Genomic DNA, 26,088 nt, shown 5'->3' on the forward strand with positions numbered 1-26,088 from the left:
GCCCTAAACGCTTAGACGGTGACGACCCTTTCTTCTCCTAGCACTAATCACGTTTCTGCCGTCTGGTGTCCGCATTCTGGCGCGAAAACCAGAGGTTCTTTTTCTCTTACGGCTAGTGCCGCCTAGTGTTCTTTTCATACTCTTCTCCTCTTAGGTGATTTTTATAAAAACTCACAATCTCCAATTGTATCACTTTAATAGGTAATTGGGCACTGGAAATTAGTTACACCCCCATCACCCTCTGTCCCCATTTCTCCACTTTTAATTGATGCTCAAGATCCATGTTCCCATGTAGCGCAATAGTGGTACATCACCAGGGGAGAGTACTTGACAGTTAAAATAGTAAATTCCGCCGAAGGCTGGGTTTTTCACGTTAGATAAGACTACCTCAACTGCGCTACCTGCTGGCACCGGCTCTTGGGGGAAAATATTAATCAGCTTACCTTCTTTGTCCCACTTCACCTCAGAAAGCGGAACAGCTTTGCCTTTGACTCGGACTTCAATGTTTTTCTGGTCAAAAGTTCCTTTGTAATAATCAGGGTAAGTAATGGCAAATTGACCAACTGCCAATTTCATTCTTTGGGCTGGAATCCTCAATATGTATCTATCCCAACCATTAGCTTGTCCACCAAAATCTAACCGGAAGGGTAGTTGATTTTCGCTTTTAATGCCGCTAAATAGCGTAAATCCAGGTAAACTTTGTGCCCAAGTCAGGGCTGGAAATACAGTCACTAAACAGCTAGTCACGGCTAAAGCGGAAAGTAAACGTCGCATAATTGGGCTTCCTCTACCAAAATATAAATCTGTTATCTAAATAACCGTGTGTTAGTATTCGTTACTAAAGTTTACTACTCACTTCCTGACAATTGACGTCCAGTAACAACAAAAAGTGCCATCCTCCCTGATGTTTGGGCGGCAGCAAAATTACTTAGTATAAATTCAATACGCAATCAATTTACTTCATGACCCTTACAGGGTGCTGATTTGATGACTAGATTGGTCAAATTTGGAACTAAATAGAAACACAGTTGGGATTGGATTGTGTTTCTAAATATGTATAAGTGTATCTAAATTTGAGAATTTTGTTATAAAAATTGAGGCGTGGCATCAGCGATCGCCTGTTAACTTGGGCTAAATTGATTAAAATAAGTTGGAATCCAAAGTCAGTAATCATTAAAATTTGATTGGGAAATTATAAAGCTTTCAAAATTTGGTCAATATTACTCTATAAGAAAGGAATACCAAAATTTCTCAATCCCGAAAACAAGCTGAAGATAAAGATGCAAAATTTGGGAATCAATTTAGGATGTGCAATACGTAACCCTGTTTGCAACTATCTGAAAATATGACATCTGCGAGCGGCAAAGTTAGGCTTTGCCTGGATAGCTAAGAGTGGGAGAGGAAAGTTTCAAGGTTCAATCTACAAGTAAAAGTCATGGCTGATTTTGCCGCCTAAGTATTATGAGTGCGGGATATCGCTCATCTAGACAATCGCTTACTTGGCAGAGATTAGGTATTTATCTTCAGGAGATTTCATGAGAATAGCAGTTGCTAAAGAAATTGAAGTTTGTGAACGTCGTGTGGCATTAATTCCTGACACCGTTGCCCGATTGGTAAAACAAGGCTTGGAAGTATGGGTAGAAGCAGGTGCAGGAGAGCGATCTTTTTTCAGCGATCCTGACTATGAAGCAGCAGGAGCAACAATAATTAGCGATACTGCCAAATTATGGGGCGAAACAGATATTTTACTGAAAGTTAGCCCACCACAAGAACGAGAAGATGGACGCTCAGAAATTGATTTTTTAAAGGAAGGGGCTGTATTAGTCAGTTTCCTTAATCCTTTGGGAAATCCTGTTGTAGCACAGCAACTAGCAAATCGGAAAGTCACAGCCTTGAGTATGGAGATGATTCCCCGTACTACCAGGGCGCAAAGTATGGATGCTTTGTCCTCGCAAGCTTCATTAGCAGGTTACAAAGCAGTATTGATTGCCGCAGCTGCATTACCTAAATATTTCCCGATGCTGACAACAGCAGCAGGAACGATCGCTCCAGCAAAAGTATTTATTATGGGCGCTGGTGTAGCCGGATTGCAAGCGATCGCCACCGCTAGACGCTTGGGAGCAGTGGTAGAAGCCTTTGATATCCGTCCCGCCGTCAAAGAAGAAGTGCAAAGCTTAGGGGCAAAATTCGTTGAAGTCAAATTAGACGAAGAAACCGTTGCTGCTGGCGGTTACGCCAAGGAAATATCTGAGGCTAGCAAACAACGTACCCAAGAAGTTGTCGCCGAACACATCAAAAATTCTGATGTCGTAATCACTACCGCCCAAGTTCCTGGGAGACAAGCACCACGACTAGTTACAGAAGAAATGGTGGCACAGATGAAACCAGGTTCAGTGATTGTGGATTTAGCTGCTGAACAGGGTGGTAACTGCGCCTGTACCGAACCCGGTAAAGATATTGTGTGGAACGGCGTAACAATTATCGGCCCCATCAATCTCCCATCATCGATGCCAATTCACGCCAGCCAATTGTATGCCAAGAACGTAACATCGTTGATGCAATTGCTAATTAAAGACAAAGCTTTGCAGGTGGACTTTAGCGACGACATCGTTGATGCAGCTTGCGTTACCCACGCTGGTGAAATTCGCAATCAACGAGTGCGAGATGCGCTACAAGCTTTGAGCGGTGTTGGAGCAGGTTAGTAGCCAAATTACCATAAGGAGTTTTGATTTCATGACAGAGGCATTACTTGCTGCTTTGTTTGTATTTGTTTTGGCATCTTTTATCGGCTTTGAAGTCATCAACAAAATACCACCGACTCTACACACGCCCTTAATGTCAGGCTCAAACGCGATTTCTGGGATTGCGGTACTTGGAGCAATAGTTGCTGCTGGTGCAAAAGACACAAGTGTCTCGGTAATTCTCGGTTTGATTGCTGTAATACTGGCGACAATCAACGTTGTGGGTGGTTTTTTAGTGACAGACAGAATGTTGCAAATGTTCAAGAAGAAGGAGATTAAGGCGTGAGCGACTTTTTACCAACTGGCATTCAGCTGACGTATTTAGTCGCTGCATCGTTATTCATTCTGGGCTTAAAAAAGCTGGGATCACCTGCTACAGCGAGGAACGGGAATATTGTAGCGGCTGTGGGGATGCTGCTAGCGATCGCAGCAACAATGCTGGATCAGCATGTGTTGAATTACGAGATGATATTGTTGGGCTTGGCGATTGGATCGGGAATTGGTGCGATCGTTGCCTACAAAGTCCAAATGACCGAAATGCCCCAAATGGTGGGTTTACTCAACGGTTTGGGCGGCGCAGCTTCCGCACTAGTAGCCGTTGCCGAATTTTGGCGATTATTAGATAGTTCTCAGCCGATACCCCTAGATGTGAACATTTCCATGTTGTTGGACGTGTTAATCGGTGGTGTTACCTTCACAGGTAGTTTTCTCGCCTTTGCCAAATTGCAAGGTTTAATTAGCGGTTCCCCGATTACATTTCCATTCCAGCAACCATTTAACCTTTTGCTTCTGGGTGCTTATATAGTAGGTAGTGCCTACTTAATCATCACACCAGATAGCTTACCCATATTCTTGGGAGTGGTTGGTGTTTCTTTAGTGTTGGGCGTGATGTTCGTCATCCCCATTGGTGGCGGCGATATGCCAGTGGTAATCTCGCTGTTGAACTCGTTGTCAGGTGTGGCGGCGGCGGCGGCTGGGTTCGTGGTGATGAACAACATGTTAATCATCGCTGGTGCTTTGGTGGGAGCATCTGGCTTAATCCTCACCGAGATTATGTGTAAGGCAATGAACCGCTCCTTATTTAGTGTGCTGTTCAGCGCTTTTGGTACAGGTTCTAGTTCTGGTGGTGGTGCTGCTAGTGGTGGTGCAACCGATCAAAGCGTCCGCAGTATCGATCCTGAAGAAGGAGCGATGATGTTGGGTTATGCCCGTTCTGTGGTAATTGTGCCCGGTTATGGTATGGCAGTTGCCCAAGCGCAACATAGCGTCCGGGAATTGTCAGATCAGTTAGAAAAAATGGGCGTTGATGTGAAGTATGCCATTCACCCCGTTGCTGGGAGAATGCCGGGGCACATGAATGTGTTGCTGGCGGAGGCAAATGTGCCTTATACGCAGTTGTATGACATGGATGATATTAATCCCCAGTTTGATCAAGCGGATGTGGCTTTAGTAATTGGGGCAAATGATGTGGTAAATCCGGCGGCGCGGAGTGATACAAATAGCCCGATTTATGGTATGCCGATTTTGGAAGTAGATCGGGCGAAGCAGACGATTGTAATTAAGCGCGGGATGAGTACGGGTTTTGCCGGTGTAGATAATGAGTTGTTCTACAAGGATAAGACGACGATGCTTTTTGGTAGTGCGAAGGATATGGTGGCGAAGTTGGTTTCGGAAGTGAAGCAACTTTAACGAACCGCAGAGGCGCAGAGAGCGCAGAGTAAAGAATTTAAAGAGTTGGCTTGCCTTGGGGGTGTGATATTCCCAGGGCAAGTTTTTTTGTTGAGAAATCACCTCATACAAAGAATAGAAAGGTTATTTATTATAGATTTGATAATTTAGGAAAATTTTCAGTTTTGTTATTTTACTTGACATTCTATGTATACTCAATTACTTTTGACTAACAAATTTTAATTTTAGAAGTAAAATTACAGAGTTATGTTAGGTCAAGATTTTTTTAATGATGAGCTTCTTAAAAAAAGAGTCGATGTATTTTATGGATATGGTAATTATAAAGGAAATTATTGGTTTATTGGTATGGAAGAAAGAGGAGAAGACTTTCAAGATATTAATAAAAGAATAAATATATGGTCAAACAGGGGCAAATATGAAATAGATGATGTTGCAGAATATCATATAGATATGGGAACATGGGACGAAAGAATACAACCAACATGGAATAAATTGATTCGCATTGTATTGAGTGCTAAAGAAAAAGAGAATATTGATTTAGAAAATATTCGTAAATATCAAATAAACGAATTAGGTAGAAAAGATAAAGAGACTTGCTTATTAGAATTATTCCCTCTCCCGTCACGATCTCTTAATGATTGGATCTTTAATCCTCCACATACTAAACTTTCTTTTTTATCTAATAGAGGTACTTATGAAAAGTATTGTATTGAGAAACGAATAAATTATATTAGTCAGAGAATAAAAGAACATCAACCTAAAGCGGTTGTTTTCTACGGTGTGGGATATGAGCCTTATTGGAGAAAAATAACTGAAAAAATAACGGATGTTGAGTTTTCACGAATTTCAGAAGGTTTCTTAATTTGTAGAAGTACTAAAACTGTATTTGTTATGGCTAAACATCCTGTAAGTAGAGGTTTAACAAATGAATATTTCCATAATATTGGTAGATCAATTGCTGCTAAAATAGCGGAGGAATAATTATTTGTGTAGTTTGTGTTCTTTAAAAAAATGCTCGCCAAAACTCCTGCGATCGCTCTCTTCATCCTCTGTGTTCTCTACGCCTCTGTCGTTCGTTAAAACTAGCGATCACCAGCCAAAACTCCTGCGATCGCTCTCCTCATCCTCTGTGTTCTCTGCGCCTCTGTAGTTCGTTAAAAAGAGAGATTGCCTGCAAAAACTTCACCATGCAATCGCCCTCTTCTTACTCTGTGTTCTCTGCGCCTCTGTGGTTCGTTAAAAAGAGCGGATCACCTGCAAAATCACCATTGTGCGATCGCTCTGGCAATATAATTAAGACTGCGGTGCAACACTGCGCGGATCAACAACTACAATTTCAGAAAAACGTTTAAAGTCATCAATATTAAATGTAAGTAGATGTGTAATCTGGTGTGTTATCATCGCCGCAACTAAACGTGCATCATGCACCTTTTTTCCCATCACTTGGTATTTAACAATTAGAGATTCCCACTCACTAAAAATAGTAGGTATATCAAGGTGTAGTATAAATATCTTCTTAAGTTTATCAGTTTCTTCTACTGCTTGAGCCGTGGATAAACCTAAACCATTACTATTAATTGGTCTTGTAGTAACAGCCCAAAAGTCAATGAGATTCTCTGGAATTATATATAATAGTTCCCCTTGTCTCTTGAGCATCACGATGGCTCTTTGAGTATCAAAATGCATTGAGCTATTCTTCTGCACCAAACGCAGCAAAATATTAGTATCCACCAAATAGCTCATAACATTTCATCTTCTCTGGTGTAAATACTCTCTCGACTAATCGCTGCATCTGAAAGTGCTGGCGCTAAAGAAAAAGCAGGACTATTTATTAAATCTGTTAATATAGCTTCCATTCTTCCTGAGTTGATACTTGATAAAAAAAACTTTCTTCATGGCTCGTTAAACTGTTTTCAATGAGAGATGCAAGATAAGCTTCTACCGATAAACCTTGTGCAGCAGCTTCAGCAATGAGACGAGCCTCTATTTCTGGTTTCAATTGTAGCTGTATGGCCATTTGTTGTCTTCTAATTCCCTGAGTTGTAGAAGTCTTTATCTGGATAGTCGTAAAAGTCTTCTCCCTCTAAGTCAGAGAATATATCTAATTCACTACCAGGTGGATAATCTGCAATAGCTGTCACTGCCGCTAGTGTTAATTGGCGTTTTTGCTCATCTTTGGTAAGTGAGTGTTTTTCTTGAAGAACTAATTGCAGGGCTGACTCAGCTATCTTCAGGCGATCGCTTATGCTAAGGTTTGGGAGTGCTTGGAGAATTTCTTTAGTTTCCATATTAATACTAATGCTAGTGAAATTATAATAAGCGATCGCCTGAAAAATCTCCACAGTGCGTAGGCGTAGGCGTTCGCGTAGCGTCTCGTAGAGAAGCCCGCCAAAGGCATTGCTCTCTTCTTCCTCTGCGTCTCTGTGGTTCGTTAAAAAGAGCGATCGCATTAATGTTTCAGTTGAAAACTGAGGCGTATTCCTTCGTCAAGTCAATTAGCGATAAAATTTGAACATAGTGAAGTTAGTAGGGTTATTTGGAATGAATATTTCCCTCAAACCTGAGCATGAGCAGTTTATTCAATCCCAAATTCAAGCTGGGAGATATGCTAATGCGGAAGAAGTTATGAACGAAGCATTCAAATTGCTACAAGCACGAGAACAACGTTTGGAAGAACTTCGACAAAAAATAGTGATTGGAAAGGAACAAATTGCTAGAGGAGAGGTTACAGATGGTGAGATAGTATTTGCTCAACTACAAGAAAAAATCAATCAAATTGCTGAGTCTCAAAAATGAGTAACTACTCCTTTTCTGATGAAGCAGTCAAAGATTTAAATACTATTTGTGAGTATATTGCCCAGAATAGTCCCAGTGCTGCTAGTAAACTTTTTGATGCAATTCGCCAAAAATGCAAATTAGTTGCTGGATTTCCCAGCATGGGGAAGAGTTATGAGCAATTATCTCCGAATCTACGGGGATTTAATATTGAAGAATATATCGTCTTCTACTATCCCAGAGAAGATGGAATCGATATTGCGCGTGTCATCAGTAGATATAGAGATTTGGAATCACTATTTTTAGAATTAGAGTGAAATAGCCATAGTCTAATTGCACCTTCACAGCAAATGCGAGCGTATGCAAATCTTACTATTTGCGTAGCATCTCGTAGAGAAGGCATTGCTTTTTCTTAGCTAACTGTCCGTTTCATTGGAATTTCTATCCAGAACTCACAGCCATTACCAGGTTCAGAAACACACTTGATATTACCACCGTGTTTTTCCACAATAATTTGGTAGCTAATAGATAACCCTAGTCCAGTACCTTGTCCAGGTTGTTTGGTGGTAAAGAAAGGTTCAAAAATGCGCGATCGCATCATCTCTGGAATCCCACAACCATTGTCAGCAATGCAAATCAGAATAGTATTCCCTTCGATGACTTCTGTACGAATAAAAATTTTAGGATTGTCAATTATTTTTCCAGCTTTCTCTGAGTTTTCCAGTGCATCGATCGCATTGTTGAGAATATTCATAAATACCTGATTCATCTGGGCTGCATAGCAGACTACTGAAGGCAATTCACCATATTGTTTAACTACCTCAATCGCAAAAGAATCAGTCTGTGGTTGCAGTCGATGTTGTAAAATCAACAAAGTACTGTCGATGCCTTCATGGAGATCAACAGGCTTCATTCCTGTTTCATCAAGTCGAGAAAAACTTCGTAACGACAAAACTAATTGAGAGATCCGATCTGCCCCCATTTTCATTGAAGTAAGGATTTTGGGCAAGTCATCACTAATGAAATCTAAATCCAGTGCTGCTGCTTGTTTTTGAATTTCTCCTGTTACCTTAGGATACTGTTTCTGATAAAGACGCAGTAATTTAAATAAATTTTCGGCATGTTCCGTAACATAGGTGATATTGCCGTAAATGAAACTAATAGGGTTATTAATTTCATGTGCTACACCAGCAACCAACTGCCCTAAGCCTGCCATTTTTTCACTTTGAATTAACTGGCTCTGAGTGTTCTGTAATTCTTTAAGAGTCTTGGTGATTTCTTCTGTTTGACGTTGAGTTTGTTCAAGTAATTCCGCTTGCTGAAGTCCTACCCCTAACTGAGTACCAATCTGCATCAACAAATCTACCTCATCTTCTTGCCAATCACGGGGTTTTATATTTTGATAAGCTGCTAGTAATCCCCAAAGTGTCTCACCCTGAAAAATCGGCACAATTATATATGCCCTAGCCTTCATTAACTCCAGCAGGGCAATATGACAGATAGAATAATTAGCGCTGTAAATATCTTTAATGACAATACTTTTACCATTAGCAAAGTTTCTGCCTTGGGTTTCTTGCAAGTAATCATCTGCGTAGGCGTAGCCCGTTGTAGACATCGCAGGTACAATTTCCCTTATAGGTGTCCAACCTTGGGCTAAAGACTCAGCAACAAATTCGCCACTCCAATCAGCCCGGAATCGATAGATTGTCACTCTCTCAACTTCCAATAACCGCCGCACTTCTTCTGTACTGGTGGCAAAGATGGTGTCAATATCAAGAGACTGGCGAATTTTCTCCACCGTTGCAGCTAAAGCCTTCTCTCTTTCGGCCGCCTTCCGTTCTCGTTCGGCGGCTTTAGCCAGCTTTTGGGCTTGCACCTGCATCTGTTTCAAAGTTTCAGCTTGCTGTAATGCTACCCCCAATTGAACGCCAACTTGTGCTAGCAAGTTGATTTCCTCATCTTGCCAATAACGGGGCTGGGAGTTTTGATAAGCTACTAGCAATCCCCACAACTTCTCGCCCTGAGAAATTGGGACAAAAACTTCATTGCGTGCATACTTACCCGCTTGCTTTCCTTGCACAAGAACGCCTTCTGTCACAGGCTGCGGCTTAACCATTGGTGTCCAACCATCAACAATAGAATCGGCGACAAATTCGCCACTCCAATCAGGATAGAAGCGGTAAATTGCGACTCGTTCCACTTCTAATAGCCGACGGACTTCTTGAGTTGTGGTTTTAAAGATGGCTTCAATTTCCAGAGACTGACGAATTTTTTCTACGGTGTTCGCCAACGCTCTTTGCCTTTCAGCAGCCTTACTGATCTCTGCTGCTTGGATTTGCATTTGTTGGATAAATTCTGCTTGCTGCAAAGCCACGCCTAGTTGTGTACCTACTTGGGTAAGCAAGTAGACCTCATCTTTTTGCCAATCACGGGTTCCAGCATTTTGGTACACTGCTAGTAATCCCCAGAGTTTCTGACCGTGATAAATGGCAATGATCACATAAGCTCTTGCTTGATAAATTTCTAAGATTTTAATGTAGCAGTCGCTAAAGCCTGAATTGTAAATATCATTACAAATCCGGTACACTTCACAGCTGCTAAAGCTACTACCTTCAGTATCTTGTAAGTAGGTATCAGCAACTGGAGGTTTAGCTAAATCTTTGGCACTACATTCACTGACGTTTTCACTCAATTCCGGGCGCTGGAATTGTTCATCTATGAGAGAAATCCAACCCTCTGCCACTGATTCAAACACGAATTCACCACTCCAATCTGGATTGAAGCGATAGATAGCCACGCGGTCAGCATTTAGCAACTGTCTAAGTTCTGCGGTGCTTGTGCGGAAAATGCTTTCCAAGTCTAGGAATTGGCGAATTTTCTCAATAGTTATGGCTATAGTTCTTTGCCATTGGGCTGCTTTTTCTCTGGCTTTTGCTTGTGCTAGTTCTGCTGATTGTAGTTTTACTTGTTCCAGGTAATCTGCTTGCTGTAAAGCAACTCCTAGATGTTCGGCTATTAATTGCACAAACTCAATTTCTGATGCTTCCCATTGCCGAGGACTACTACACTGATGAATACACAGCAATCCCCATAAATCTTTACCTTTCATCAAGGGGGCAGTTATATTGGCACGTACCTGAAATCTTTCTAGAATCTGGACGTAGCAATCACTGGTATTAACTTGATAAATATCAGTTATTGCTCTAATTCGACCTTGCTGATATAGTCCTGCAAATTCCTCACTAAAGCAGTGGTCGCGCAGTTTAGCTGCTAGTGCCGAATCCCACTCTGTTGCCACATCTTCATAGATAAATTCCCCTTCCCATGCCAAATCAGGATAAAAACGAAACACGCCAACCCGATCAGTTTTCAGAAGTTGGCGGACTTCAGTGACTGTAATTTTGAAGATCACATCTATATCTAGAGACTCGCGAATGCGGGCAATAACTCCAGACAAGGCTTTTTGTTGCTCATTCTGACGCAAGGAGGATGTCACATCTGAATGAGATTCTTGCTGTTCTGAATTTGGTGATATGGGTTGAGTAGTAGAGGAGTTTTCCATTCCCAGTGGGACTTTAAATATTGAAAGTCTTCTATTTCATGATTCCCCTAGCGATCGCAAAGGTAACAATTATTTCCTTAGAATGCCAAAAAACAGTATAGGGACACGATAATATCGCGTCCCTACAAGAACATTTTTCAACCACGAGAAAATTATCGCCGCTTGGGAGTGGCGCTGCGGCTGGTGCGTTTTTCTTCATCTCGGCGACGGCGATCGCGCCAATCTGCCAGGGTTAAATAACCAATACCACCGGTGACTACTACGAGCAGCACTACGGCAACTAAAGCTAAAATACTCAAAAATGGACTTTCCACGATGCCTCTACAGTCCGTTACGTCCCCAAACTACCATTGCAATTGACCAAGTGAACACAACTAACAGTGATACCCAACCTAGTGTCAAAATCTCCATAGTCCCGCTTTTCAAATAATTACAAAAGGTTTCTAATATTTATCATACAGGGATTGGGCAGGCTGAGATTTTTTTATAAATGACATTGTAACTTTGGCGTGCGATGTCTACGACGAGCTACGCCTACGCAAAGAAGACACAATATTTTCTTGGTACGCTAGTACTTGACGCTATTATGAAAACCAATATAAAAAATTAGCGATCGCGCTTTCCCACTTGATGGTTTGGGAATACTAGGGTTACGGGTATATCTTTCCAATCCAGAAACCCCTAGTATCATGCTGACATTTTTCAACTATCCTTTCCACTCTGATGGTTTTATTCCCCACGGACATTGTTATCTCTGGCAAACTGGATTAGTTTGGCTCCACATTATTTCTGATGCCACGATCGCTCTAGCCTATTATTCTATTCCCTTCCTCCTGATTTACTTTATTTCTAAGCGCAAAGACCTTCCTTTCAATGGAGTCTTTTTGTTATTTGGTGCTTTTATCATTGCCTGTGGTACTGGACACTTGCTGGATATTTGGACGCTTTGGCATCCAGACTATTGGGTTGCAGGTGCTTTAAAAGCTTTAACTGCCATTATTTCGATATACACGGCATTTGCGTTATTTTATCTCATGCCTCAAGCTCTAACACTACCTAGCCCTGCCCAGTTAGAAGTTATCAATCAAGCGCTTTCAACTGAGATTGTAGAGCGTAAGCGCATTGAAAAAGAACTACGCCAAGCACAGGAAATCACTCAAAACTCCAGCCAAGCCAAGAGTGAATTTCTCGCCAATATGAGTCATGAATTACGCACACCTCTGAACGGTATTTTGGGTTATACACAAATTCTCCAACGCACAGAATCTTTGAGCGAGAAAGGACGCAAAGGAGTCAGCATCATTTATCAATGTGGTTCTCATCTTTTAACCCTAATTAATGATGTTCTGGATCTCTCCAAGATAGAAGCCCGAAAACTAGTATTGTATCCTGTTGATTTCTACTTGCCTGCCTTTATTGATAGCGTAACTGAAATTTGCCGCATCCGGGCAGAACAAAAGGTCATCGCATTTCACGTTGAACTCGATCCTGATTTACCAACGGGAATTCATGCTGATGAAAAACGCTTGCGGCAAGTACTGATTAACTTGCTTAGTAATGCGATTAAATTTACTAATCAAGGCAGTGTTACCTTTAAAGTTCAGGTCATTGGTCAAGAATCAAATACCAATGGAAAAACTAACTACAAAATTCGCTTTCAGGTAATAGATACTGGCACAGGTATAACCCATGACCAAGCTGAGAAAATCTTCCAGCCCTTTGAGCAAGTAGGAAATCAGAAACGACAATCTGAAGGTACAGGTTTGGGATTAGCAATCAGCCAAAAAATTGTTTTGTTGATGGGTGGTCAAATTCAGGTGCAAAGTGAATTTGGCAAAGGTAGCACTTTCTGGTTTGAGGCAAAACTACCAGAATCTAAAGACTGGGCAAAGGTTTCCAGAGTGGTTGAGCAGGGAACAATTATTGCTTATCAAGGACAAAGGCGCACCATTTTGATTGCGGATGACAAATGGGAAAACCGCTCAGTAATTGTAAATTTACTAGAGCCTGTTGGGTTTACTGTTGTAGAAGCTAGTCATGGTCAGGAAGCATGGGAACAGGCTCTACTCTACAAACCAGACATGATTATCACTGACCTAGTGATGCCTATATTGAATGGATTTGAGTTGATCGAACGTTTGCGTCAGTCTGGGCCATTTAAAGAGATTGCTGTCATCGCTTCGTCAGCCAGCGTGTTTGCAATCGACCAGCACAAGAGTATTGATGTAGGTGCAGATGCATTTCTACCAAAGCCTGTAGAAGCTGAAACGCTGCTGGAAATGCTACGGCAATTTTTGCAATTGGAATGGATTTTCGACGGTAAGATAGACGCAATCAAAAAAACTTATACAGGTGGTTTGGAGCAACCAGATGAGATGATTTATCCTGCCAAAGAGATTTTACAACAGTTACTCGATCTGACACAAGACGGCGATATTCAAAAAATTTTGGAACTGGGTGAGGAACTTTCTACATCTGATGAACAGTTAACTGTTTTTGTCCAGCAAATCGTCCAGCTTGCTAGTAATTTCCAACTCAAACGTTTGGAAAATTTTATTCAACAATACATCAATTAATTTGAGTTAAATTTAAATTTTAAATTCATCATGAGCAAAACTCAAAATAACGGATTTATTTTGATTGTGGATGATAATCCAACAAATTTATCTGTCCTGTGTGCAGCACTTAATAGTGAGGGTTTTCGTTTCCGTGTTGCAGTCGATGGAGAAACTGCGATCGCTCAAGCCCTACGCAATCAACCAGAGTTAATTTTGCTGGATGTACAAATGCCCGGTATTGACGGATTTGAAACTTGTCGCCGCCTCAAAGCCAATCCTGTTACCCAAAACATTCCGATTATTTTCACCACTGCTTTAGCGGATACGGAAAGCAAAACGAAGGGATTTTCCCTTGGTGCAGTAGACTATATCCCTAAACCGTTTGCACAAGAGGAAGTCATTGCTAGAGTGCGCGTGCATTTACAACTCAAACAATTGACTGAATCTTTGGAACAACAAGTTAGCGATCGCACCAAGGCTTTGCAACAAGCGCAAGTCAAACTGGTGCAGCAAGAGAAACTATCAACGCTCGGAGAGTTAATCGCTGGTATTGGCCATGAAATCAACAACCCGATCAACTTTATTTCCAGTAATATTCCACCCTTGGAAGAATACATTGCAGGAGTATCCAAATTGCTCCTACTGTATAAACAAGAGTATCCAAACCCAACAGCCAAAATTACCGCTGCTATTGACGAATTGGATTTGAACTTCGTTCTCGAAGATATGGGAAAAATTTTGAACTCACTCCAGCTAGGAAGTGAACGAATTCAAGACCTTTCTAATTCACTCCGCAACTTTTCTCGCTCGGATAGTGATACAAAAATACCTGCTGATTTGCATCAAGGACTAGATAGTACACTAATGATTTTGCAACACCGCCTCAAGGCTAATGGCGATCGTCCCGGCATTGAAGTTATTAAAAATTATGGAGTATTACCAGAGGTAAACTGCTATTTAGGACAGATGAATCAAGTATTTATGAACATTATAGCAAATGCAATTGATGCCCTTGATGAAGCTATAATCCAAGGCAAAATGAGTAATATAATTCCTCAGATTCAAATTGCAACAGAAATAGATTCTGAACAATTGGTTGTAATTCGGATTGCTGACAATGGGATTGGTATTCCTGAACGGCTTAAAAAACGCTTGTTTGAGCCGTTATTTACCACAAAAAATGTTGGAAAAGGTACTGGACTTGGCTTGTCTATTGCATATCAAATAGTTGTAGAGAAACACGAAGGTGTATTAGAAGTCAATTCTCAATCAGGTATGGGAACTGAGTTTATTATCAAAATTCCCACATGAGAGTAGTATTTAATTAGTTATACAACTGCTCTAACATTTATCATACTTAAGAGTAAGGACAAATTTCCCCAATATCTAATCCCTAATTTCTATATACAGTGAACCCAACTTTAGATCCTCAATTAATGGCAGAACGAATAGAATCCCTGAAAGCTGGAGTAATTGGGGGTTTGTCTGTGTGTTTCAGTTTTGCGATCGCTAGTCTGTTGAATACTTTCGTACTGACAAAGTATTTTCAGACACTCGCATGTCTGCAAAGTGAGGTTGGCTGGCACTTGTGGGTGAGTGGTGCAGTTGCAACTTTTACTGGTTTACTATTTGGTGTTACCTACCGCTATATCATCCGCTCAGATAAAAATCCCCAACTCAAAGCTGGTGGTGTGCTGGCCTTTGGCTTGGTGCGGGGATTAACTCAGATAGAACTTGGGTTGAATTCTAATAGCACAATTTGGCCCTTTTTGGTGTTGGCGGGAGAAAGTTTGTTATGGTTTGCGTTTGCTGCGATCGCTCTTGATATTGCGATTCAACTCCGTTGGGTTAAACCTTTTTCATCAATCTAAATTCATATATCTCTCTCTAAATGTAGATATAATTTATCATTAATATTTAATATGGAAACTAAAATAGCCCATTATTATTTGATAGTCGATTTGGAGGCTACTTGCTGTGACAATAAGACTATTCCCCGTCATGAAATGGAAATCATCGAAATTGGTGCGGTGATGCTAAATCGAACAACGTGGGAAATTGATTCAGAATTTCAGCAATTCATTCAACCTGTGAGACATCCGCAACTGACAGGCTTTTGCACCGAATTAACTAGTATTCGGCAACAAGATGTTGACAAAGCACCAAAATTTCTAGAGGTAATTTCTCGCTTCAAAGAATGGATTGATTTATTTCCCAATTATATTTTTTGTTCTTGGGGCAATTACGACAAGAAGCAATTTATTCAAGATTGTGCGTTTCATAATTTCCCTTATCCTTTTACTTCAAAACACATAAATATCAAAGAAGAATTTTCAGAATATCTTGGCGTGTCTAAAAAATTTGGCATGGCACAGGCTCTTGATGAGTTGGGGATAGAATTAAAAGGCACACACCATCGTGGCATTGATGATGCCCGCAACATTGCATCTATCTACAGACAGATTAAAACTAAAAAACCAAACTAAATAATTGGAAAGTTGCTTATTTCCCAAAAGTCTCCTGGCTATTCCTAGCCTATGCTCTCTGAGACCCTTTTGGTACTTATCTGACTTGGTTATGAATTCAACTTAAATTCATCAAACTTCAATACTTCTGAATCAGGCTTGCGGGTATCAAAACGATAACTACTTATCGTACCCGTCCCTGTATCAAAGATACTAAAAACCGTAATATCATTACTCGCAATATAAGGCATCGGCTTCCCATCATCGCCCAGCAAAGGGGCAATTGTTGGCACTATCGGTTCTAACCCATTAGGATCACCAAGCTTAACATAATTCTCTTGATATCCAATTGGCACTTCTCGCTTTCTGTCACCCCAAGCAGCACCGTAAGTATTGCCCACATTAGATGTTTCCAGAAAGTGCATTCCACTGGAACTAACAAAGCGGTTCCACAAATGAGAATGCCCATAGAATACCAATTGCACATCAGATGCTTCTAGTAAAGGGACAACATCGCGGATAATATAATCTGCGTCTTTCGGGTACTCATAACGCACTGCTTTGATATTATTATCATCCCGTTCAATTACTTGAACTGGTTCTGTATAAGCAGGAACTATATTATCGCCCAGAGTGTGGGGTGGATGATGGAACATCACAACTTTGTATTTTGCTTGTTTAAACTCAGGGCTGTTGAGTTCTGCCTCTAGCCAATTATACTGCTTGCTGCCTTTAGCAATTGGCTCATAAATTAACTGTCCATAACCCCAATTTTCAGGATTATTTAAATCCTTTTCGGCTTCTCGATATCTACCCCTACCCTTTCCACTTAAGTTAGGAGTCCGCCACATATTCGTAGCGTACAGTACTACCAAACGTACATCACCAAAACTGACTGCATAATACCTTTTTCCACCCTCTTTACTTTTTGGTAAAGAGAAAATCTCTTCGTAGGTATTAGTATTAAAAGAATTATCTATTAAAGACTTGTCCCGGTAGATTTTTTGAGCAACAACACGGGGAATAGTATCATCAAATTCATCATTTAAACTTCCCATCCTGGCAAATCGCCCCATCACCTCATGATTACCAATGCAAGTAAACATGGGTGCGTGTTGAATTATTTTTCCACCAGTGTAGGTTGTCTTAACACCGTCGTGTATCATGTCATATTTAGCACGACCTTGTAAACCGGGAAACAATGCACCACCACTATTATCATCAAACCATTCTGAGGCGCGATCGCTAACATTTACCAAATCACCGGCAAACCACACCCCATCGACTCGTCCAATTGTTTCTACCACCTTTTGCAGATTTGCCGCCGTCATCGGCTTTAATTGATGGTCAGAGGTAAGTAAAATTTTTAGTGGTGTATCTGGTTTGGGAGTAGCTGCGAGGGTAAAAACATCACTGCTAACAGTTTCGTTGTCTTCTCGCATACTCGTGACACGATAGTTTATCCGCAAGCCAGGAGTTAACCCAGTCACTTCAGCCTCATGTCGCCAAATGTTACGCTGAACTGGTTTTTGATAAACTTGTCCATCTTTGGTTTGGTTTGCAACTCTTGACTCCTGATCTTCACGAGTGCGAGTGAGTTTGGTAGTATTTGCCTTAGCAGTTTGTTTAAGATTTTCACCGTAGGTTACTGTGTGATTAACACCAGCAAACTCAGTAAACCAAACTACTCGCACTGAGGTTGCAGTTGGCAGTTGCAAAAATGGGTCGGTGAGCAGTTGGGGTGCTGATGTCATAATTGTTTGCCCAAATGAACGCACACTTACCAGAGTAAAGCATATAACAAGCGCAAGCATAGCCACTGAGGAAATTTTACGGCTGCGTAAGCGTCTGAGCATGAGTAACATACCAAATTTTTTAGGGTATTCACCGACTGAACGCAATTTTATTATTACTCGCTTCCCGTTACAAGCTTACCTATCGCGTCTCTCATTTGTATCCAATACACTCTGACCTCTCTTAAAAAATTGTTTTGGAGTCAATTGAACTAAGAACGAGTGAATAAAGAACTTTCTCGCCGAAAATTGACTGATGCAGTTGCTAATGAACTGACGGATAATCCTTTGTTATTAACATTTGGTGGTGCTAATAAGAGAATATTTTGTAAATCAATCACAGACGAAAAACTAAAAAGTGAAGTCAATATTTTAGAAAAAGCATTTCGCAGTTCTATGACTCAAGTAATCAACCAAGAGTTAAATATACTGCGACGTAATGGTTTCATCGGTCAGGAATTGTTTAATCAATATATGCACAAATGGCTGAATAATAATAGTTTACCTACACTATCTGTGCCAATTCCAATTATTATTTGTAGTGAAGTTTTGGAATAATTTTGTGCTGAGGATTTGGTATCGTTTTGCATACATCATTGAAAAACCTGCCAATCTTTTAAAAAGACTAGCAGGCATGGCTTATCATCAATCGGAGCGGCGGGATTCGAACCCACGACCTCCACTACCCCAAAGTGGCGCGCTACCAAGCTGCGCTACGCCCCGGTCAGAATTACTATCATATAGCAAAACTTTAGGATAATCAAGAGGTAAATTTAAAAAACCTTAAGCATCCCAGTCGCTTGCAGCAAATCTGCAACAACAGAAGCATCCCATTTACCTTCTACACATCGCCCTGTATTCAAGATAAAGCGCAGACTGTAATTATTAGGATAGCCTTCTACCTCCATCCATAATAAATCGCTTTCGGCTTCACAAGCAATTTTTTCCTCTTCCATTAATTCTGTTGCGAGTTGTTTCATGGTGTCTGCTAGCTGTGCCAGTAGACGGCAAAAATCATTCAACTCGGCTTCGGTTAACTCAATTGCCCAATCATCTGTACCCACTAAACCCTTAAATTCAGGTGCATCAGGGTTCCAGCCAATACGCCAGCCAAAGCCGGTTTTTACAACGCGTTCCATAGTTTAGTTTTTAAACGCTGAGGTTTAACGCAGAGGAACGCAGAGGAAGATTTTGGACTGTGGGTTTGGTCATTTCAGTAGTTCGGCACCTCCTCTTTGGGGTGGTTGTGGGGTGGTTGATGTATTAGGACTGGGTGTGGTGTTGGGGCTGGGAGATTGGGTATTTTGGGTAGGGTTAAATATATTGACTAAGACTTGCACTAGGGCATCTCGCTGGCTGCGGGTGAGACGGGTGATGGCTTTGCGATCGCCTTCTATTGGATTTTCCCGTAGTGTATCATTCCCTGGATAGGGAGTATCATACATAATTTCATTCGCACCTAGGTAATCAGCTAAAGTCAGCTTCCAATCGAAGCGATAAATTGGGGCCCGCCCTTTGGTATAAATGTGGTATCTAATCAGGCGATTTACTAGGGTGTTGTTTTCGGCAACTTTCCCATTTTCTTTGCTGATATACTTATTTTCCCGTGGAAAATCTGGCAACTGCTGATATACAAGCTGCCAAACGTCGCTAGGAGTGATTCTTTGAGCGTATGCAGGTTGGATGCTAAATAAACCTGTATGTATTGATTTGCTCACCCCTGAACCCAAAATAATTACACCCACCACCATTAAGGCAGTGAGTGTCTGCCAGGGTTTGAGTAGGGGTTGAATGAACGATAAATTTTTGCTCATCCTACCTTCTCTAAAGCCTTTTCTTATAGTTCGCCAATAATTTCTGGCTGAGTCAATTCATCGGACATTTCGATAATTGCCCTTAGGACTGGCTTCATCATCGCATCTTCGTTACTTTCAAAGTCTTCATAACGCCGACGTTTAGCACGATTTGCCACCTGAACCGTAATGCGGTAACGATTTGAGGCTGCACTAATCAGATCCTCAGCACGGTGCATAATCTGAGACTGAGTTGTCTCGAACTTAGAACGCTTTAGCATAATCAGTGGTTCTTGGGGTCATTCCCCAGTGTAGCAGTACTGATAAATCTGCCGCTGTGTATTTAATCGCTAGCAACCTCTCTCTTGATAGAGGTTGAGAGTGTTTTAGTCAATATAAATTACTTACAATATTACCTGACTAAAGTCACACACCCTTATGGCTGACCTTGTAGAAACTGCTATTAATGCGGGAAACTTCAATACCCTGGTGAAGGCTGCTAAAGCTGCAAATCTCATAGAAACTCTAAAGAATCCTGGTTCTTTCACCCTATTTGCACCAACTGACGAAGCCTTTGCAAATCTGCCAGAGGGGACTTTAGATTCTCTACTACAAGACATCCCCAAGCTCCAGAAAATTGTAGCGTATCATGTCGCTAGTGGGGATGTTCGGTCTGATGATCTGGTACAGATTAATGAGGCAGAGACGCTTGAGGGGTCAATTGTAGCGATTGAGTCTGTCAACGGCAAAATTAAGGTGAATAACGCCAATGTCATCAAAACAGATATTTTGACAGACAATGGCGTGATCCATATTATTGATGCGGTGTTGATGCCTGCAATGGTGGCGGGAAGGTAATACATGGGGGATGGGGCATTGGGCATTGGTTATTATCCTCATCCCCCGAATCTCCCTCATCTCCCCATTCCCAGGATGCAGCCACTGCGTGAGGGAAGAGTTAATGACAACTGGTGAGTTTCTCCTTCACCATTCCACTCAACTTCAGCAGTGCCATATAACAACTTGTTGGGTTGAGTACGCAAACTGACGACATCTGCATTCGCTGTTGCCGAACTTGTGCCAGCGTTGACGGCAATTATCAATTCTTCTGTCCCCAAGGTTCGCGCAAAGATGTAAAGTTGTCCTTGAGCATGGAGGACTTGGTAATCACCTGTGCGTAAGGCTGGGTAAGTTTGGCGCAGGGCAATTAATTGACGGTGAGTATTGAAAATTTCTTGATCCCAGTTCGCTTCTAAGGGAAAGCCACGGCGTGAGTCTGGATCTATAGCACCAGGTAAGCCAACTTCATCACCATAGTAAATGCTGGGGGCACCGGGAAAGGTGAGTAGCAGTAGAGTTGACAATTCTACACTGGCTATATCGCCGCCTGCAATGGTCATCAATCTGGCGGTATCGTGACTTGCTAGCAAATTGAGTTGAGTTAGCTGAATTTCCCAAGGGTAAAGTTGCAGTACTTCTTGAATTTTGGTGGCGTACTCGGCAGCAAATAAGGGTGGGTAGGGTTGATAGTCACGGCTTTGGACTTGTTCTAAGACTACGCGATCGCCAGCCGCAAAGGCAATTGTTGGCCCAGCAAATAGATAATTCATCACCCCGTCAAATTGCGTTCCATCCAGCCACTCGCGGGAATCTCCCCACACTTCGCCCACAATGTAAGCTTCGGGATTGATGGCTTTAGTGCGATCGCGGAATTCCTGCCAAAAACCAGGAGTTTTTATTTCAAATGGTACATCTAATCGCCAACCGTCAATGCCGAATTTGAGCCAATATTCGGCAATTTCCATAATGTATTCTCGTACTTCTGGATTGTCGTGGTTAAATTCTGGCAAGGCGCGATTTCCCCCCCAACCCACATAGTTGGCAGGCAATTCCCCATTGTATGGTGAAAGCGGCCAGCCTTCTATTTTGAACCAATTTACCCAAGGCGAATGGGGGCCATTCTCTAAAACGTCGTGGAAAAAGAAAAATCCCCGGCTGGAATGGTTAAACACCCCATCCAGAACAACTTTGATATTCCGTTGATGGGCTGCATCTAGCAATTCCTTAAAGGCCTCGTTGCCCCCTAACATCGGGTCAACTTGGTAATAATCGTGGGTATGATAGCGGTGATTACTGGCGGATTGAAAGATGGGTGTGAAATAAATCGCGTTAATCCCCAAATCCTGGATGTAGTCTAAACCCTCCATGATGCCCCATAAATCGCCGCCTTTATAACCCTGGAGTGTTGGCATAGCGTCCCAATCTTCCCAACGAGCTTCGTGCAACAGCCGTTTGCGTGGCTTTTTGCTTCTGGCAAAGCGGTCTGGAAAGATTTGGTAGAAAACAGCGTGCTTTACCCAGTCTGGTGTTTGAATTTGCATGAATAACTTTTTGTGCCTTCAGAAGCGATCGTTGCAAATATTAGCTTCTTTATGGCTCTTACTTATGATAGAGAATCTGTCATTTGCCAGTAGTCATTAGCGATTTAGTCTGTCTTCTGCTACTTTATACGCAAATGTTATCGGTCTTAACTATTTTGGCTACAAATTATTTGAGTATTTAATATTGATTAAATTTATCTTTTTTATTTATTACTTAATTATTCTTAATTTTATTTTCTGATCTTTTTCCGTAATGATTTAGGCAGATACTGGATTAGTTTAATAGCTTTATAAAATTACCCAATGACACCAGTCTTGGTTAATTCTGAGATGCGGCTGCTCAAAGATGTCTCATGAGCCACAGAAAATCACTATGAGGGAGACATAATTCAAGAATATGAGTTATGAATTAGCAATTGTCTTAGGAATAAATTACCGCCCCCTAAGCTTATTTGATGTTATCTATTTAAAAGATAGATAACTATAGTCGCATCAAATAATCAAAGCGAAAAAATACATAGTCTGAGTTAATTCCAGAGCGGCTTATCCACTTATAATCACTACTTTGCTTTCAGCCAATAAATTTAATTTGAGGTAAAAATGAGACACGAGAAACTTTCTCCCGGACTACTTTTGGCATTTCAAGACTATCAACATGAAGGAGATAAAGCTTTAGTTACACACAAGCGATCGCTTGGTATCATTGCCCACAAAAGCCCAGTAAAGCCAACTAAGAGCGTTGTTTTTATCTACTGCGATCCTGATGCAGACTTGAGTTATCTATCACAATATAATATTGAAGTCAATCAAAACTCTGGGAGTGTACGGACGGCTTTCTTACCCTTAGATAGTTTAGATGTCTTATCTGAAGAAGATGTGATCCAGCGAATTAAGCCATCACGCAAGCTTCATTTGAGGATGGACACTGCAATGGGAACAGTCAAACTACCGGAGTTCAAGAACCAAACCGGATTGACTGGTAAAGGAGTAATTATCGGCATTATAGACAGTGGCATTGATCCAAAACATCCCGCCTTTGCTGGACGAATTTTACGCATTTGGGATCAAACACTGCCAGGCCCAGGAGTGGCGGAGGGCGGCTATGGGGCTGAATTTACGGGAGCGCAACTAACAGTTTCTCAGGATACTAGTGGTCATGGTACTCACGTTGCGGGAATTGCGGCCGGTGACGATGCTAGCTATGGCGGTGTAGCACCAGAAGCGGAATTAGTTGTTATCAGATCAGATTTACAGGATGCCCACATTGCTGATGGTGTCCGTTACATTTTCCGAATTGCTAGAGAGTTGGGACGACCAGCAGTGGTGAATCTCAGCTTGGGTGGACATGCTGATGCCCATGATGGTAGCGATTCTTTATCCAAAGTTATCGACGCCGAAACTGGCCCTGGAAAAATTGTTTGCTGTGCTGCGGGTAACGAAGGGAACGATAACATTCATGGTCAAGCGACGATACCCAGCGGACGCACTCGTGGTATGCGCTTTAATGTTCCTTTGAATCAAGTAGGCATAGTTTGGTTAAACGCTTGGTATTCCAAAGACAGCGAATTGGAAGTATCTGTGCGGAGTCCTAACGGTTTTGTCACCCCTTTCCAAAAAATAATTACTGACGACAATCCCGCACAAGATTATCAGTTACCAGATGCACGGGTGCAATTAGCGACACCAGGGCCAGACCAAGCCAATAGCGACCATAATTTCTTTGTGCAAATCCGTGGTCTCGGTCCCTCACAAGTAATGGGAGGTGTTTGGCAGCTGCGAGTCCGCAACATTTCTTCAACTGACACACGTTTAGATGTGTGGACACTAGATGACAGTTCCTCAGTATTTTTTACAGGCAAAAGTGTGAAGGATGCGGTAAAAATTGGTTCACCAGGAGCCGCCAGCAGTGCAATTACAGTTGCCGCCTATACTACTAGAACCAAGTACACAGATATTGATAACCAAGTGCGAGAAATGGGCTTAGAATTGCATACTATTTCAGAATTCAGTAGTGAAGGGCCTCTACGCACTGATGGGCACAAGCCTGATGTAGCAGCACCAGGAGCAATGATTGTTTCCACGCTTTCGGCCGATGCTAGTTTTGACCGCTCATCGATGATTAATTCTAAGTTTGTGGTAATGGCTGGTACAAGTATGGCCACACCCTTTGTTAGTGGGTTAGTGGCACTGCTGTTGCAGCGAGAACCGAAACTTGATCCGGTTGCTGTGAAAGACTTGCTACGTAAAAATAGTGCTATTCCCGGAAAACCCGCAGGCACATTTGATGACAAATGGGGTTATGGAGTGATTAACGCCTTAAATCTGTAATTAGACCGAGAAAGGTGAATATTATTTCTGTACAAGGGTAGGCAATAAAAACCTGTAAATTTGATAATTTAGGGTAGGCAAAAATTGTCTACCCTCTTTATCAAGGAATTACTTATGAATTATCAGAAGCTAGATGCTGCTCTTGCTACAGCGCTCAATGATATTCAAGATTCAAAAGAAACTAGTTTGGAAGTTTTCATCCATACTGAACCAATTCTAGATTCTGCCGCAACTGCTGTTTTAAAAAGTTTAGGTGTCAATGATGTAAACAGTGGTAAAGATATTTTCACGGCAACACTCTCACCAAATGCCATTTCCCAGTTGTCAGAGCAACCTTGGGTGAAGTATTTGAAGCGATCGCAGCAATTACGTTTGGTTAATAAGAGAATAGGTATGGGCATTTTAGGTGTTTGATATAATTAGTGTCATTTACTCAAGGTTGCTGCTTGTAGAGTTAGTTTGAGAGATTTCTGTTGAGATAACAGGTATAGCGATCGCTCCCCAACTTTCACACTAAATAATACAAATGTTCTAATAAATTGTTTTTTAGCAGCATTATCCATCACTAGTAGTATTTTCTAAAATTCTCTCTTTAGAATATTTGATCCCCCCTTACCAGCTGCCACATACAGTCCTAAACTGAAGATGAGAGTTGAAAGGCAGCTGGGAGAAATTTTGTGAAAAAAGTATTATCAATCATCCTTGGCGGTGGCGCGGGTACTCGGCTTTACCCGTTAACTAAACTACGCGCTAAACCAGCAGTACCAGTGGCGGGAAAGTACCGCTTAATCGATATCCCTGTCAGTAACTGCATAAATTCCGAAATATTCAAAATCTACGTTCTGACACAATTCAACTCAGCTTCTCTGAATCGTCACATCGCCCGTACCTACAACTTTACTGGCTTCAATGAGGGGTTTGTGGAAGTGTTAGCAGCACAGCAAACACCAGAAAACCCTAATTGGTTCCAAGGAACTGCGGATGCTGTACGTCAGTACCTATGGTTAATGGAAGAATGGGATGTAGACGAATATCTCATCCTCTCTGGTGATCACCTCTACCGCATGGATTATCGCCAGTTTATCCAGCGCCATAGAGAAACGGGGGCTGATATTACTCTCTCAGTTATCCCCATAGACGAGCGCCGCGCCTCAGATTTTGGTTTGATGAAAATCGATGACTCCGGTAGGATCATTGATTTTAGCGAAAAACCCAAAGGTGAAGCTTTAATCCAAATGCGCGTTGATACAAGTGTATTGGGATTAACAAAAGAACAAGCCCTACAACAGCCCTACATCGCCTCGATGGGAATTTACGTCTTTAAAAAAGATGTTCTGTTCAAATTGTTAAGAGAGGCTGTAGAAAGGACTGATTTCGGCAAAGAAATTATTCCTGATGCATCGAAAGATTACAACGTTCAAGCCTACTTATTTGATGACTACTGGGAAGATATTGGGACAATCGAGGCATTTTATCATGCAAACTTAGCACTGACTCAGCAGCCCCAGCCACCCTTTAGTTTTTACGATGAACACGCACCAATTTATACCCGTGCTCGTTACTTACCTCCGACTAAACTTTTAGATTGCCAGATCACAGAATCCATTATTGGCGAAGGTTGCATTTTGAAAAATTGCCGCATTCAACATTCAGTTTTGGGAGTGCGATCGCGGATTGAATCTGGCTGCGTCATCGAAGAATCTTTGCTCATGGGTGCAGATTTTTACCAAGCTTCTGTGGAACGCCAATGTAGCTTAGTAGAAAATGACATTCCCGTAGGTATCGGTACAGATACCCACATTCGCGGTGCCATCATCGATAAAAATGCCCGCATCGGTCATGATGTCAAAATTATCAACAAAGATAATGTGCAAGAAGCTGAACGGGAAGGTCAAGGTTTCTATATCCGCAGTGGTATTGTCGTAGTGCTGAAAAATGCTGTAATTCCCGATGGAACGATCATTTAGTCATTAGTTATTAGTCATTAGTCATTGGTTAATAGT

General features: G+C 41.6%; 29 protein-coding genes and 1 tRNA gene. 15 read left to right on the forward strand and 15 right to left on the reverse strand.

Annotation, left to right across the window (positions count from 1 at the left end; translation table 11 throughout):
• Positions 1–3: 3 nt before the first annotated feature.
• The gene (gene rpmH, locus ACEYW6_RS20335; protein WP_094327629.1) at positions 4–138 is read right to left on the reverse strand and encodes a 50S ribosomal protein L34; all 135 of its coding nucleotides are present in this window, start codon (positions 136–138) and stop codon (positions 4–6) included.
• A 123-nt stretch (positions 139–261) separates the two neighbouring features.
• The gene (locus tag ACEYW6_RS20340; protein ID WP_190889749.1) at positions 262–774 is read right to left on the reverse strand and encodes a DUF2808 domain-containing protein; all 513 of its coding nucleotides are present in this window, start codon (positions 772–774) and stop codon (positions 262–264) included.
• A 761-nt stretch (positions 775–1,535) separates the two neighbouring features.
• On the opposite strand from ACEYW6_RS20340, the gene ACEYW6_RS20345 reads away from it, so the two are divergent.
• From ACEYW6_RS20345 to ACEYW6_RS20360, 4 genes are all read left to right on the forward strand, one after another.
• A complete protein-coding gene (locus tag ACEYW6_RS20345; RefSeq protein WP_196512544.1) occupies positions 1,536–2,702 on the forward strand; it encodes a Re/Si-specific NAD(P)(+) transhydrogenase subunit alpha in 1,167 nt (388 codons plus the stop codon).
• Positions 2,703–2,733: 31 nt separating this feature from the next.
• Positions 2,734–3,027 (forward strand): NAD(P) transhydrogenase subunit alpha, encoded by a 294-nt coding sequence (locus tag ACEYW6_RS20350; RefSeq protein WP_069071329.1) that lies wholly within the window; start codon positions 2,734–2,736, stop codon positions 3,025–3,027.
• Positions 3,024–4,430: an NAD(P)(+) transhydrogenase (Re/Si-specific) subunit beta gene (locus ACEYW6_RS20355; protein ID WP_412981166.1), complete on the forward strand. Its 1,407-nt coding sequence runs from the start codon at positions 3,024–3,026 to the stop codon at positions 4,428–4,430. The genes ACEYW6_RS20350 and ACEYW6_RS20355 overlap by 4 nt, the downstream gene beginning before the upstream one ends.
• A 246-nt stretch (positions 4,431–4,676) precedes the next feature.
• Complete coding sequence (locus tag ACEYW6_RS20360; protein ID WP_412981167.1) at positions 4,677–5,411, forward strand: hypothetical protein; 735 nt, start codon at positions 4,677–4,679, stop codon at positions 5,409–5,411.
• Between the two features lie 312 nt (positions 5,412–5,723).
• Here ACEYW6_RS20360 and ACEYW6_RS20365 read toward each other — a convergent pair whose 3' ends face one another.
• The 3 genes from ACEYW6_RS20365 to ACEYW6_RS20375 all read right to left on the reverse strand — a co-directional run bounded on the left by ACEYW6_RS20365 (position 5,724) and on the right by ACEYW6_RS20375 (position 6,880).
• On the reverse strand, positions 5,724–6,161 hold the full coding sequence (locus tag ACEYW6_RS20365) for a type II toxin-antitoxin system VapC family toxin (RefSeq protein WP_412981168.1): 438 nt from the start codon (positions 6,159–6,161) through the stop codon (positions 5,724–5,726).
• Positions 6,162–6,270: 109 nt separating this feature from the next.
• Complete coding sequence (locus ACEYW6_RS20370) at positions 6,271–6,447, reverse strand: hypothetical protein (RefSeq protein ID WP_412981169.1); 177 nt, start codon at positions 6,445–6,447, stop codon at positions 6,271–6,273.
• A gap of 10 nt (positions 6,448–6,457) precedes the next feature.
• Positions 6,458–6,880 (reverse strand): hypothetical protein, encoded by a 423-nt coding sequence (locus ACEYW6_RS20375; protein WP_412981170.1) that lies wholly within the window; start codon positions 6,878–6,880, stop codon positions 6,458–6,460.
• Between the two features lie 91 nt (positions 6,881–6,971).
• On the opposite strand from ACEYW6_RS20375, the gene ACEYW6_RS20380 reads away from it, so the two are divergent.
• Both ACEYW6_RS20380 and ACEYW6_RS20385 read left to right on the forward strand, forming a co-directional pair.
• Complete coding sequence (locus tag ACEYW6_RS20380; protein ID WP_412981171.1) at positions 6,972–7,226, forward strand: type II toxin-antitoxin system ParD family antitoxin; 255 nt, start codon at positions 6,972–6,974, stop codon at positions 7,224–7,226.
• Complete coding sequence (locus ACEYW6_RS20385; protein WP_412981172.1) at positions 7,223–7,522, forward strand: type II toxin-antitoxin system RelE/ParE family toxin; 300 nt, start codon at positions 7,223–7,225, stop codon at positions 7,520–7,522. The genes ACEYW6_RS20380 and ACEYW6_RS20385 overlap by 4 nt, the downstream gene beginning before the upstream one ends.
• 95 nt (positions 7,523–7,617) lie before the next feature.
• On the opposite strand, the gene ACEYW6_RS20390 is transcribed toward ACEYW6_RS20385, so the two are convergent.
• From ACEYW6_RS20390 to petN, 3 genes are all read right to left on the reverse strand, one after another.
• The gene (locus ACEYW6_RS20390; protein WP_412981173.1) at positions 7,618–10,767 is read right to left on the reverse strand and encodes a GAF domain-containing protein; all 3,150 of its coding nucleotides are present in this window, start codon (positions 10,765–10,767) and stop codon (positions 7,618–7,620) included.
• A 152-nt stretch (positions 10,768–10,919) separates the two neighbouring features.
• The gene (locus ACEYW6_RS20395) at positions 10,920–11,081 is read right to left on the reverse strand and encodes a hypothetical protein (RefSeq protein WP_190889737.1); all 162 of its coding nucleotides are present in this window, start codon (positions 11,079–11,081) and stop codon (positions 10,920–10,922) included.
• Positions 11,082–11,088: 7 nt separating this feature from the next.
• A complete protein-coding gene (gene petN / locus ACEYW6_RS20400; protein ID WP_012408302.1) occupies positions 11,089–11,178 on the reverse strand; it encodes a cytochrome b6-f complex subunit PetN in 90 nt (29 codons plus the stop codon).
• A 278-nt stretch (positions 11,179–11,456) separates the two neighbouring features.
• On the opposite strand from petN, the gene ACEYW6_RS20405 reads away from it, so the two are divergent.
• The 4 genes from ACEYW6_RS20405 (at position 11,457) to ACEYW6_RS20420 (ending at position 15,811) form a co-directional block, all read left to right on the forward strand.
• Positions 11,457–13,343 (forward strand): ATP-binding protein, encoded by a 1,887-nt coding sequence (locus tag ACEYW6_RS20405; protein WP_412981174.1) that lies wholly within the window; start codon positions 11,457–11,459, stop codon positions 13,341–13,343.
• Between the two features lie 30 nt (positions 13,344–13,373).
• Positions 13,374–14,636 carry a sensor histidine kinase gene (locus ACEYW6_RS20410; RefSeq protein ID WP_412981175.1) on the forward strand — a complete coding sequence of 421 codons (1,263 nt, stop codon included), beginning with the start codon at positions 13,374–13,376 and terminating at the stop codon, positions 14,634–14,636.
• Between the two features lie 125 nt (positions 14,637–14,761).
• Positions 14,762–15,196: a hypothetical protein gene (locus tag ACEYW6_RS20415; protein ID WP_412981176.1), complete on the forward strand. Its 435-nt coding sequence runs from the start codon at positions 14,762–14,764 to the stop codon at positions 15,194–15,196.
• 51 nt (positions 15,197–15,247) lie between these two features.
• Positions 15,248–15,811, forward strand: coding sequence for an exonuclease domain-containing protein (locus ACEYW6_RS20420; RefSeq protein WP_412981177.1), 564 nt, complete (start codon positions 15,248–15,250; stop codon positions 15,809–15,811).
• 89 nt (positions 15,812–15,900) lie between these two features.
• On the opposite strand, the gene ACEYW6_RS20425 is transcribed toward ACEYW6_RS20420, so the two are convergent.
• Complete coding sequence (locus ACEYW6_RS20425; RefSeq protein WP_412981178.1) at positions 15,901–17,544, reverse strand: metallophosphoesterase; 1,644 nt, start codon at positions 17,542–17,544, stop codon at positions 15,901–15,903.
• Positions 17,545–17,805: 261 nt separating this feature from the next.
• On the opposite strand from ACEYW6_RS20425, the gene ACEYW6_RS20430 reads away from it, so the two are divergent.
• Positions 17,806–18,141: a hypothetical protein gene (locus ACEYW6_RS20430; protein WP_412981179.1), complete on the forward strand. Its 336-nt coding sequence runs from the start codon at positions 17,806–17,808 to the stop codon at positions 18,139–18,141.
• A gap of 91 nt (positions 18,142–18,232) precedes the next feature.
• Here the strand turns inward: ACEYW6_RS20430 and ACEYW6_RS20435 are convergent.
• The 4 genes from ACEYW6_RS20435 to ACEYW6_RS20450 all read right to left on the reverse strand — a co-directional run bounded on the left by ACEYW6_RS20435 (position 18,233) and on the right by ACEYW6_RS20450 (position 19,657).
• Positions 18,233–18,306 (reverse strand) — tRNA-Pro (locus tag ACEYW6_RS20435).
• Between the two features lie 50 nt (positions 18,307–18,356).
• Complete coding sequence (locus tag ACEYW6_RS20440; RefSeq protein WP_412981180.1) at positions 18,357–18,722, reverse strand: DUF1818 family protein; 366 nt, start codon at positions 18,720–18,722, stop codon at positions 18,357–18,359.
• Positions 18,723–18,791: 69 nt separating this feature from the next.
• A complete protein-coding gene (locus tag ACEYW6_RS20445; RefSeq protein ID WP_412981181.1) occupies positions 18,792–19,397 on the reverse strand; it encodes a hypothetical protein in 606 nt (201 codons plus the stop codon).
• Positions 19,398–19,420: 23 nt separating this feature from the next.
• Complete coding sequence (locus ACEYW6_RS20450; RefSeq protein ID WP_094351515.1) at positions 19,421–19,657, reverse strand: DNA-directed RNA polymerase subunit omega; 237 nt, start codon at positions 19,655–19,657, stop codon at positions 19,421–19,423.
• Between the two features lie 157 nt (positions 19,658–19,814).
• On the opposite strand from ACEYW6_RS20450, the gene ACEYW6_RS20455 reads away from it, so the two are divergent.
• Positions 19,815–20,234: a fasciclin domain-containing protein gene (locus ACEYW6_RS20455; RefSeq protein WP_412981182.1), complete on the forward strand. Its 420-nt coding sequence runs from the start codon at positions 19,815–19,817 to the stop codon at positions 20,232–20,234.
• Positions 20,235–20,290: 56 nt separating this feature from the next.
• Here the strand turns inward: ACEYW6_RS20455 and ACEYW6_RS20460 are convergent, their stop codons facing one another.
• Entirely contained in the window at positions 20,291–21,757 is a 1,467-nt protein-coding gene (locus ACEYW6_RS20460) for a glycoside hydrolase family 13 protein (RefSeq protein ID WP_412981183.1), read from the reverse strand.
• Between the two features lie 600 nt (positions 21,758–22,357).
• On the opposite strand from ACEYW6_RS20460, the gene ACEYW6_RS20465 reads away from it, so the two are divergent.
• Positions 22,358–24,085 carry a S8 family peptidase gene (locus ACEYW6_RS20465; protein WP_412981184.1) on the forward strand — a complete coding sequence of 576 codons (1,728 nt, stop codon included), beginning with the start codon at positions 22,358–22,360 and terminating at the stop codon, positions 24,083–24,085.
• A 114-nt stretch (positions 24,086–24,199) separates the two neighbouring features.
• Positions 24,200–24,499 carry a hypothetical protein gene (locus ACEYW6_RS20470; RefSeq protein WP_412981185.1) on the forward strand — a complete coding sequence of 100 codons (300 nt, stop codon included), beginning with the start codon at positions 24,200–24,202 and terminating at the stop codon, positions 24,497–24,499.
• Positions 24,500–24,510: 11 nt separating this feature from the next.
• Here the strand turns inward: ACEYW6_RS20470 and ACEYW6_RS20475 are convergent, their stop codons facing one another.
• Positions 24,511–24,651 (reverse strand): hypothetical protein, encoded by a 141-nt coding sequence (locus ACEYW6_RS20475; protein WP_412981186.1) that lies wholly within the window; start codon positions 24,649–24,651, stop codon positions 24,511–24,513.
• A gap of 111 nt (positions 24,652–24,762) precedes the next feature.
• Here ACEYW6_RS20475 and ACEYW6_RS20480 point away from each other — a divergent pair, with 111 nt between their 5' ends.
• Positions 24,763–26,052: a glucose-1-phosphate adenylyltransferase gene (locus ACEYW6_RS20480; protein ID WP_412981187.1), complete on the forward strand. Its 1,290-nt coding sequence runs from the start codon at positions 24,763–24,765 to the stop codon at positions 26,050–26,052.
• The last annotated feature ends 36 nt before the right edge of the window (positions 26,053–26,088 follow it).

It is taken from the genome of Nostoc sp. UIC 10607 (assembly GCF_047228265.1).
Classification (GTDB): domain Bacteria; phylum Cyanobacteriota; class Cyanobacteriia; order Cyanobacteriales; family Nostocaceae; genus Nostoc; species Nostoc foliaceum_A.

What these genes read in the sequence shown, in the direction of transcription:
- rpmH (WP_094327629.1), bottom strand. Translation starts at nt 138, where the DNA reads ATGAAAAGAACACTAGGCGGCACTAGCCGTAAGAGAAAAAGAACCTCT.
- ACEYW6_RS20340 (WP_190889749.1), bottom strand. Translation starts at nt 774, where the DNA reads ATGCGACGTTTACTTTCCGCTTTAGCCGTGACTAGCTGTTTAGTGACT.
- ACEYW6_RS20345 (WP_196512544.1), top strand. Translation starts at nt 1,536, where the DNA reads ATGAGAATAGCAGTTGCTAAAGAAATTGAAGTTTGTGAACGTCGTGTG.
- ACEYW6_RS20350 (WP_069071329.1), top strand. Translation starts at nt 2,734, where the DNA reads ATGACAGAGGCATTACTTGCTGCTTTGTTTGTATTTGTTTTGGCATCT.
- ACEYW6_RS20360 (WP_412981167.1), top strand. Translation starts at nt 4,677, where the DNA reads ATGTTAGGTCAAGATTTTTTTAATGATGAGCTTCTTAAAAAAAGAGTC.
- ACEYW6_RS20370 (WP_412981169.1), bottom strand. Translation starts at nt 6,447, where the DNA reads ATGGCCATACAGCTACAATTGAAACCAGAAATAGAGGCTCGTCTCATT.
- ACEYW6_RS20375 (WP_412981170.1), bottom strand. Translation starts at nt 6,880, where the DNA reads ATGCGATCGCTCTTTTTAACGAACCACAGAGACGCAGAGGAAGAAGAG.
- ACEYW6_RS20380 (WP_412981171.1), top strand. Translation starts at nt 6,972, where the DNA reads ATGAATATTTCCCTCAAACCTGAGCATGAGCAGTTTATTCAATCCCAA.
- ACEYW6_RS20385 (WP_412981172.1), top strand. Translation starts at nt 7,223, where the DNA reads ATGAGTAACTACTCCTTTTCTGATGAAGCAGTCAAAGATTTAAATACT.
- ACEYW6_RS20390 (WP_412981173.1), bottom strand. Translation starts at nt 10,767, where the DNA reads ATGGAAAACTCCTCTACTACTCAACCCATATCACCAAATTCAGAACAG.
- petN (WP_012408302.1), bottom strand. Translation starts at nt 11,178, where the DNA reads ATGGAGATTTTGACACTAGGTTGGGTATCACTGTTAGTTGTGTTCACT.
- ACEYW6_RS20405 (WP_412981174.1), top strand. Translation starts at nt 11,457, where the DNA reads ATGCTGACATTTTTCAACTATCCTTTCCACTCTGATGGTTTTATTCCC.
- ACEYW6_RS20410 (WP_412981175.1), top strand. Translation starts at nt 13,374, where the DNA reads ATGAGCAAAACTCAAAATAACGGATTTATTTTGATTGTGGATGATAAT.
- ACEYW6_RS20415 (WP_412981176.1), top strand. Translation starts at nt 14,762, where the DNA reads ATGGCAGAACGAATAGAATCCCTGAAAGCTGGAGTAATTGGGGGTTTG.
- ACEYW6_RS20420 (WP_412981177.1), top strand. Translation starts at nt 15,248, where the DNA reads ATGGAAACTAAAATAGCCCATTATTATTTGATAGTCGATTTGGAGGCT.
- ACEYW6_RS20425 (WP_412981178.1), bottom strand. Translation starts at nt 17,544, where the DNA reads ATGACATCAGCACCCCAACTGCTCACCGACCCATTTTTGCAACTGCCA.
- ACEYW6_RS20440 (WP_412981180.1), bottom strand. Translation starts at nt 18,722, where the DNA reads ATGGAACGCGTTGTAAAAACCGGCTTTGGCTGGCGTATTGGCTGGAAC.
- ACEYW6_RS20445 (WP_412981181.1), bottom strand. Translation starts at nt 19,397, where the DNA reads ATGAGCAAAAATTTATCGTTCATTCAACCCCTACTCAAACCCTGGCAG.
- ACEYW6_RS20450 (WP_094351515.1), bottom strand. Translation starts at nt 19,657, where the DNA reads ATGCTAAAGCGTTCTAAGTTCGAGACAACTCAGTCTCAGATTATGCAC.
- ACEYW6_RS20455 (WP_412981182.1), top strand. Translation starts at nt 19,815, where the DNA reads ATGGCTGACCTTGTAGAAACTGCTATTAATGCGGGAAACTTCAATACC.
- ACEYW6_RS20460 (WP_412981183.1), bottom strand. Translation starts at nt 21,757, where the DNA reads ATGCAAATTCAAACACCAGACTGGGTAAAGCACGCTGTTTTCTACCAA.
- ACEYW6_RS20465 (WP_412981184.1), top strand. Translation starts at nt 22,358, where the DNA reads ATGAGACACGAGAAACTTTCTCCCGGACTACTTTTGGCATTTCAAGAC.
- ACEYW6_RS20470 (WP_412981185.1), top strand. Translation starts at nt 24,200, where the DNA reads ATGAATTATCAGAAGCTAGATGCTGCTCTTGCTACAGCGCTCAATGAT.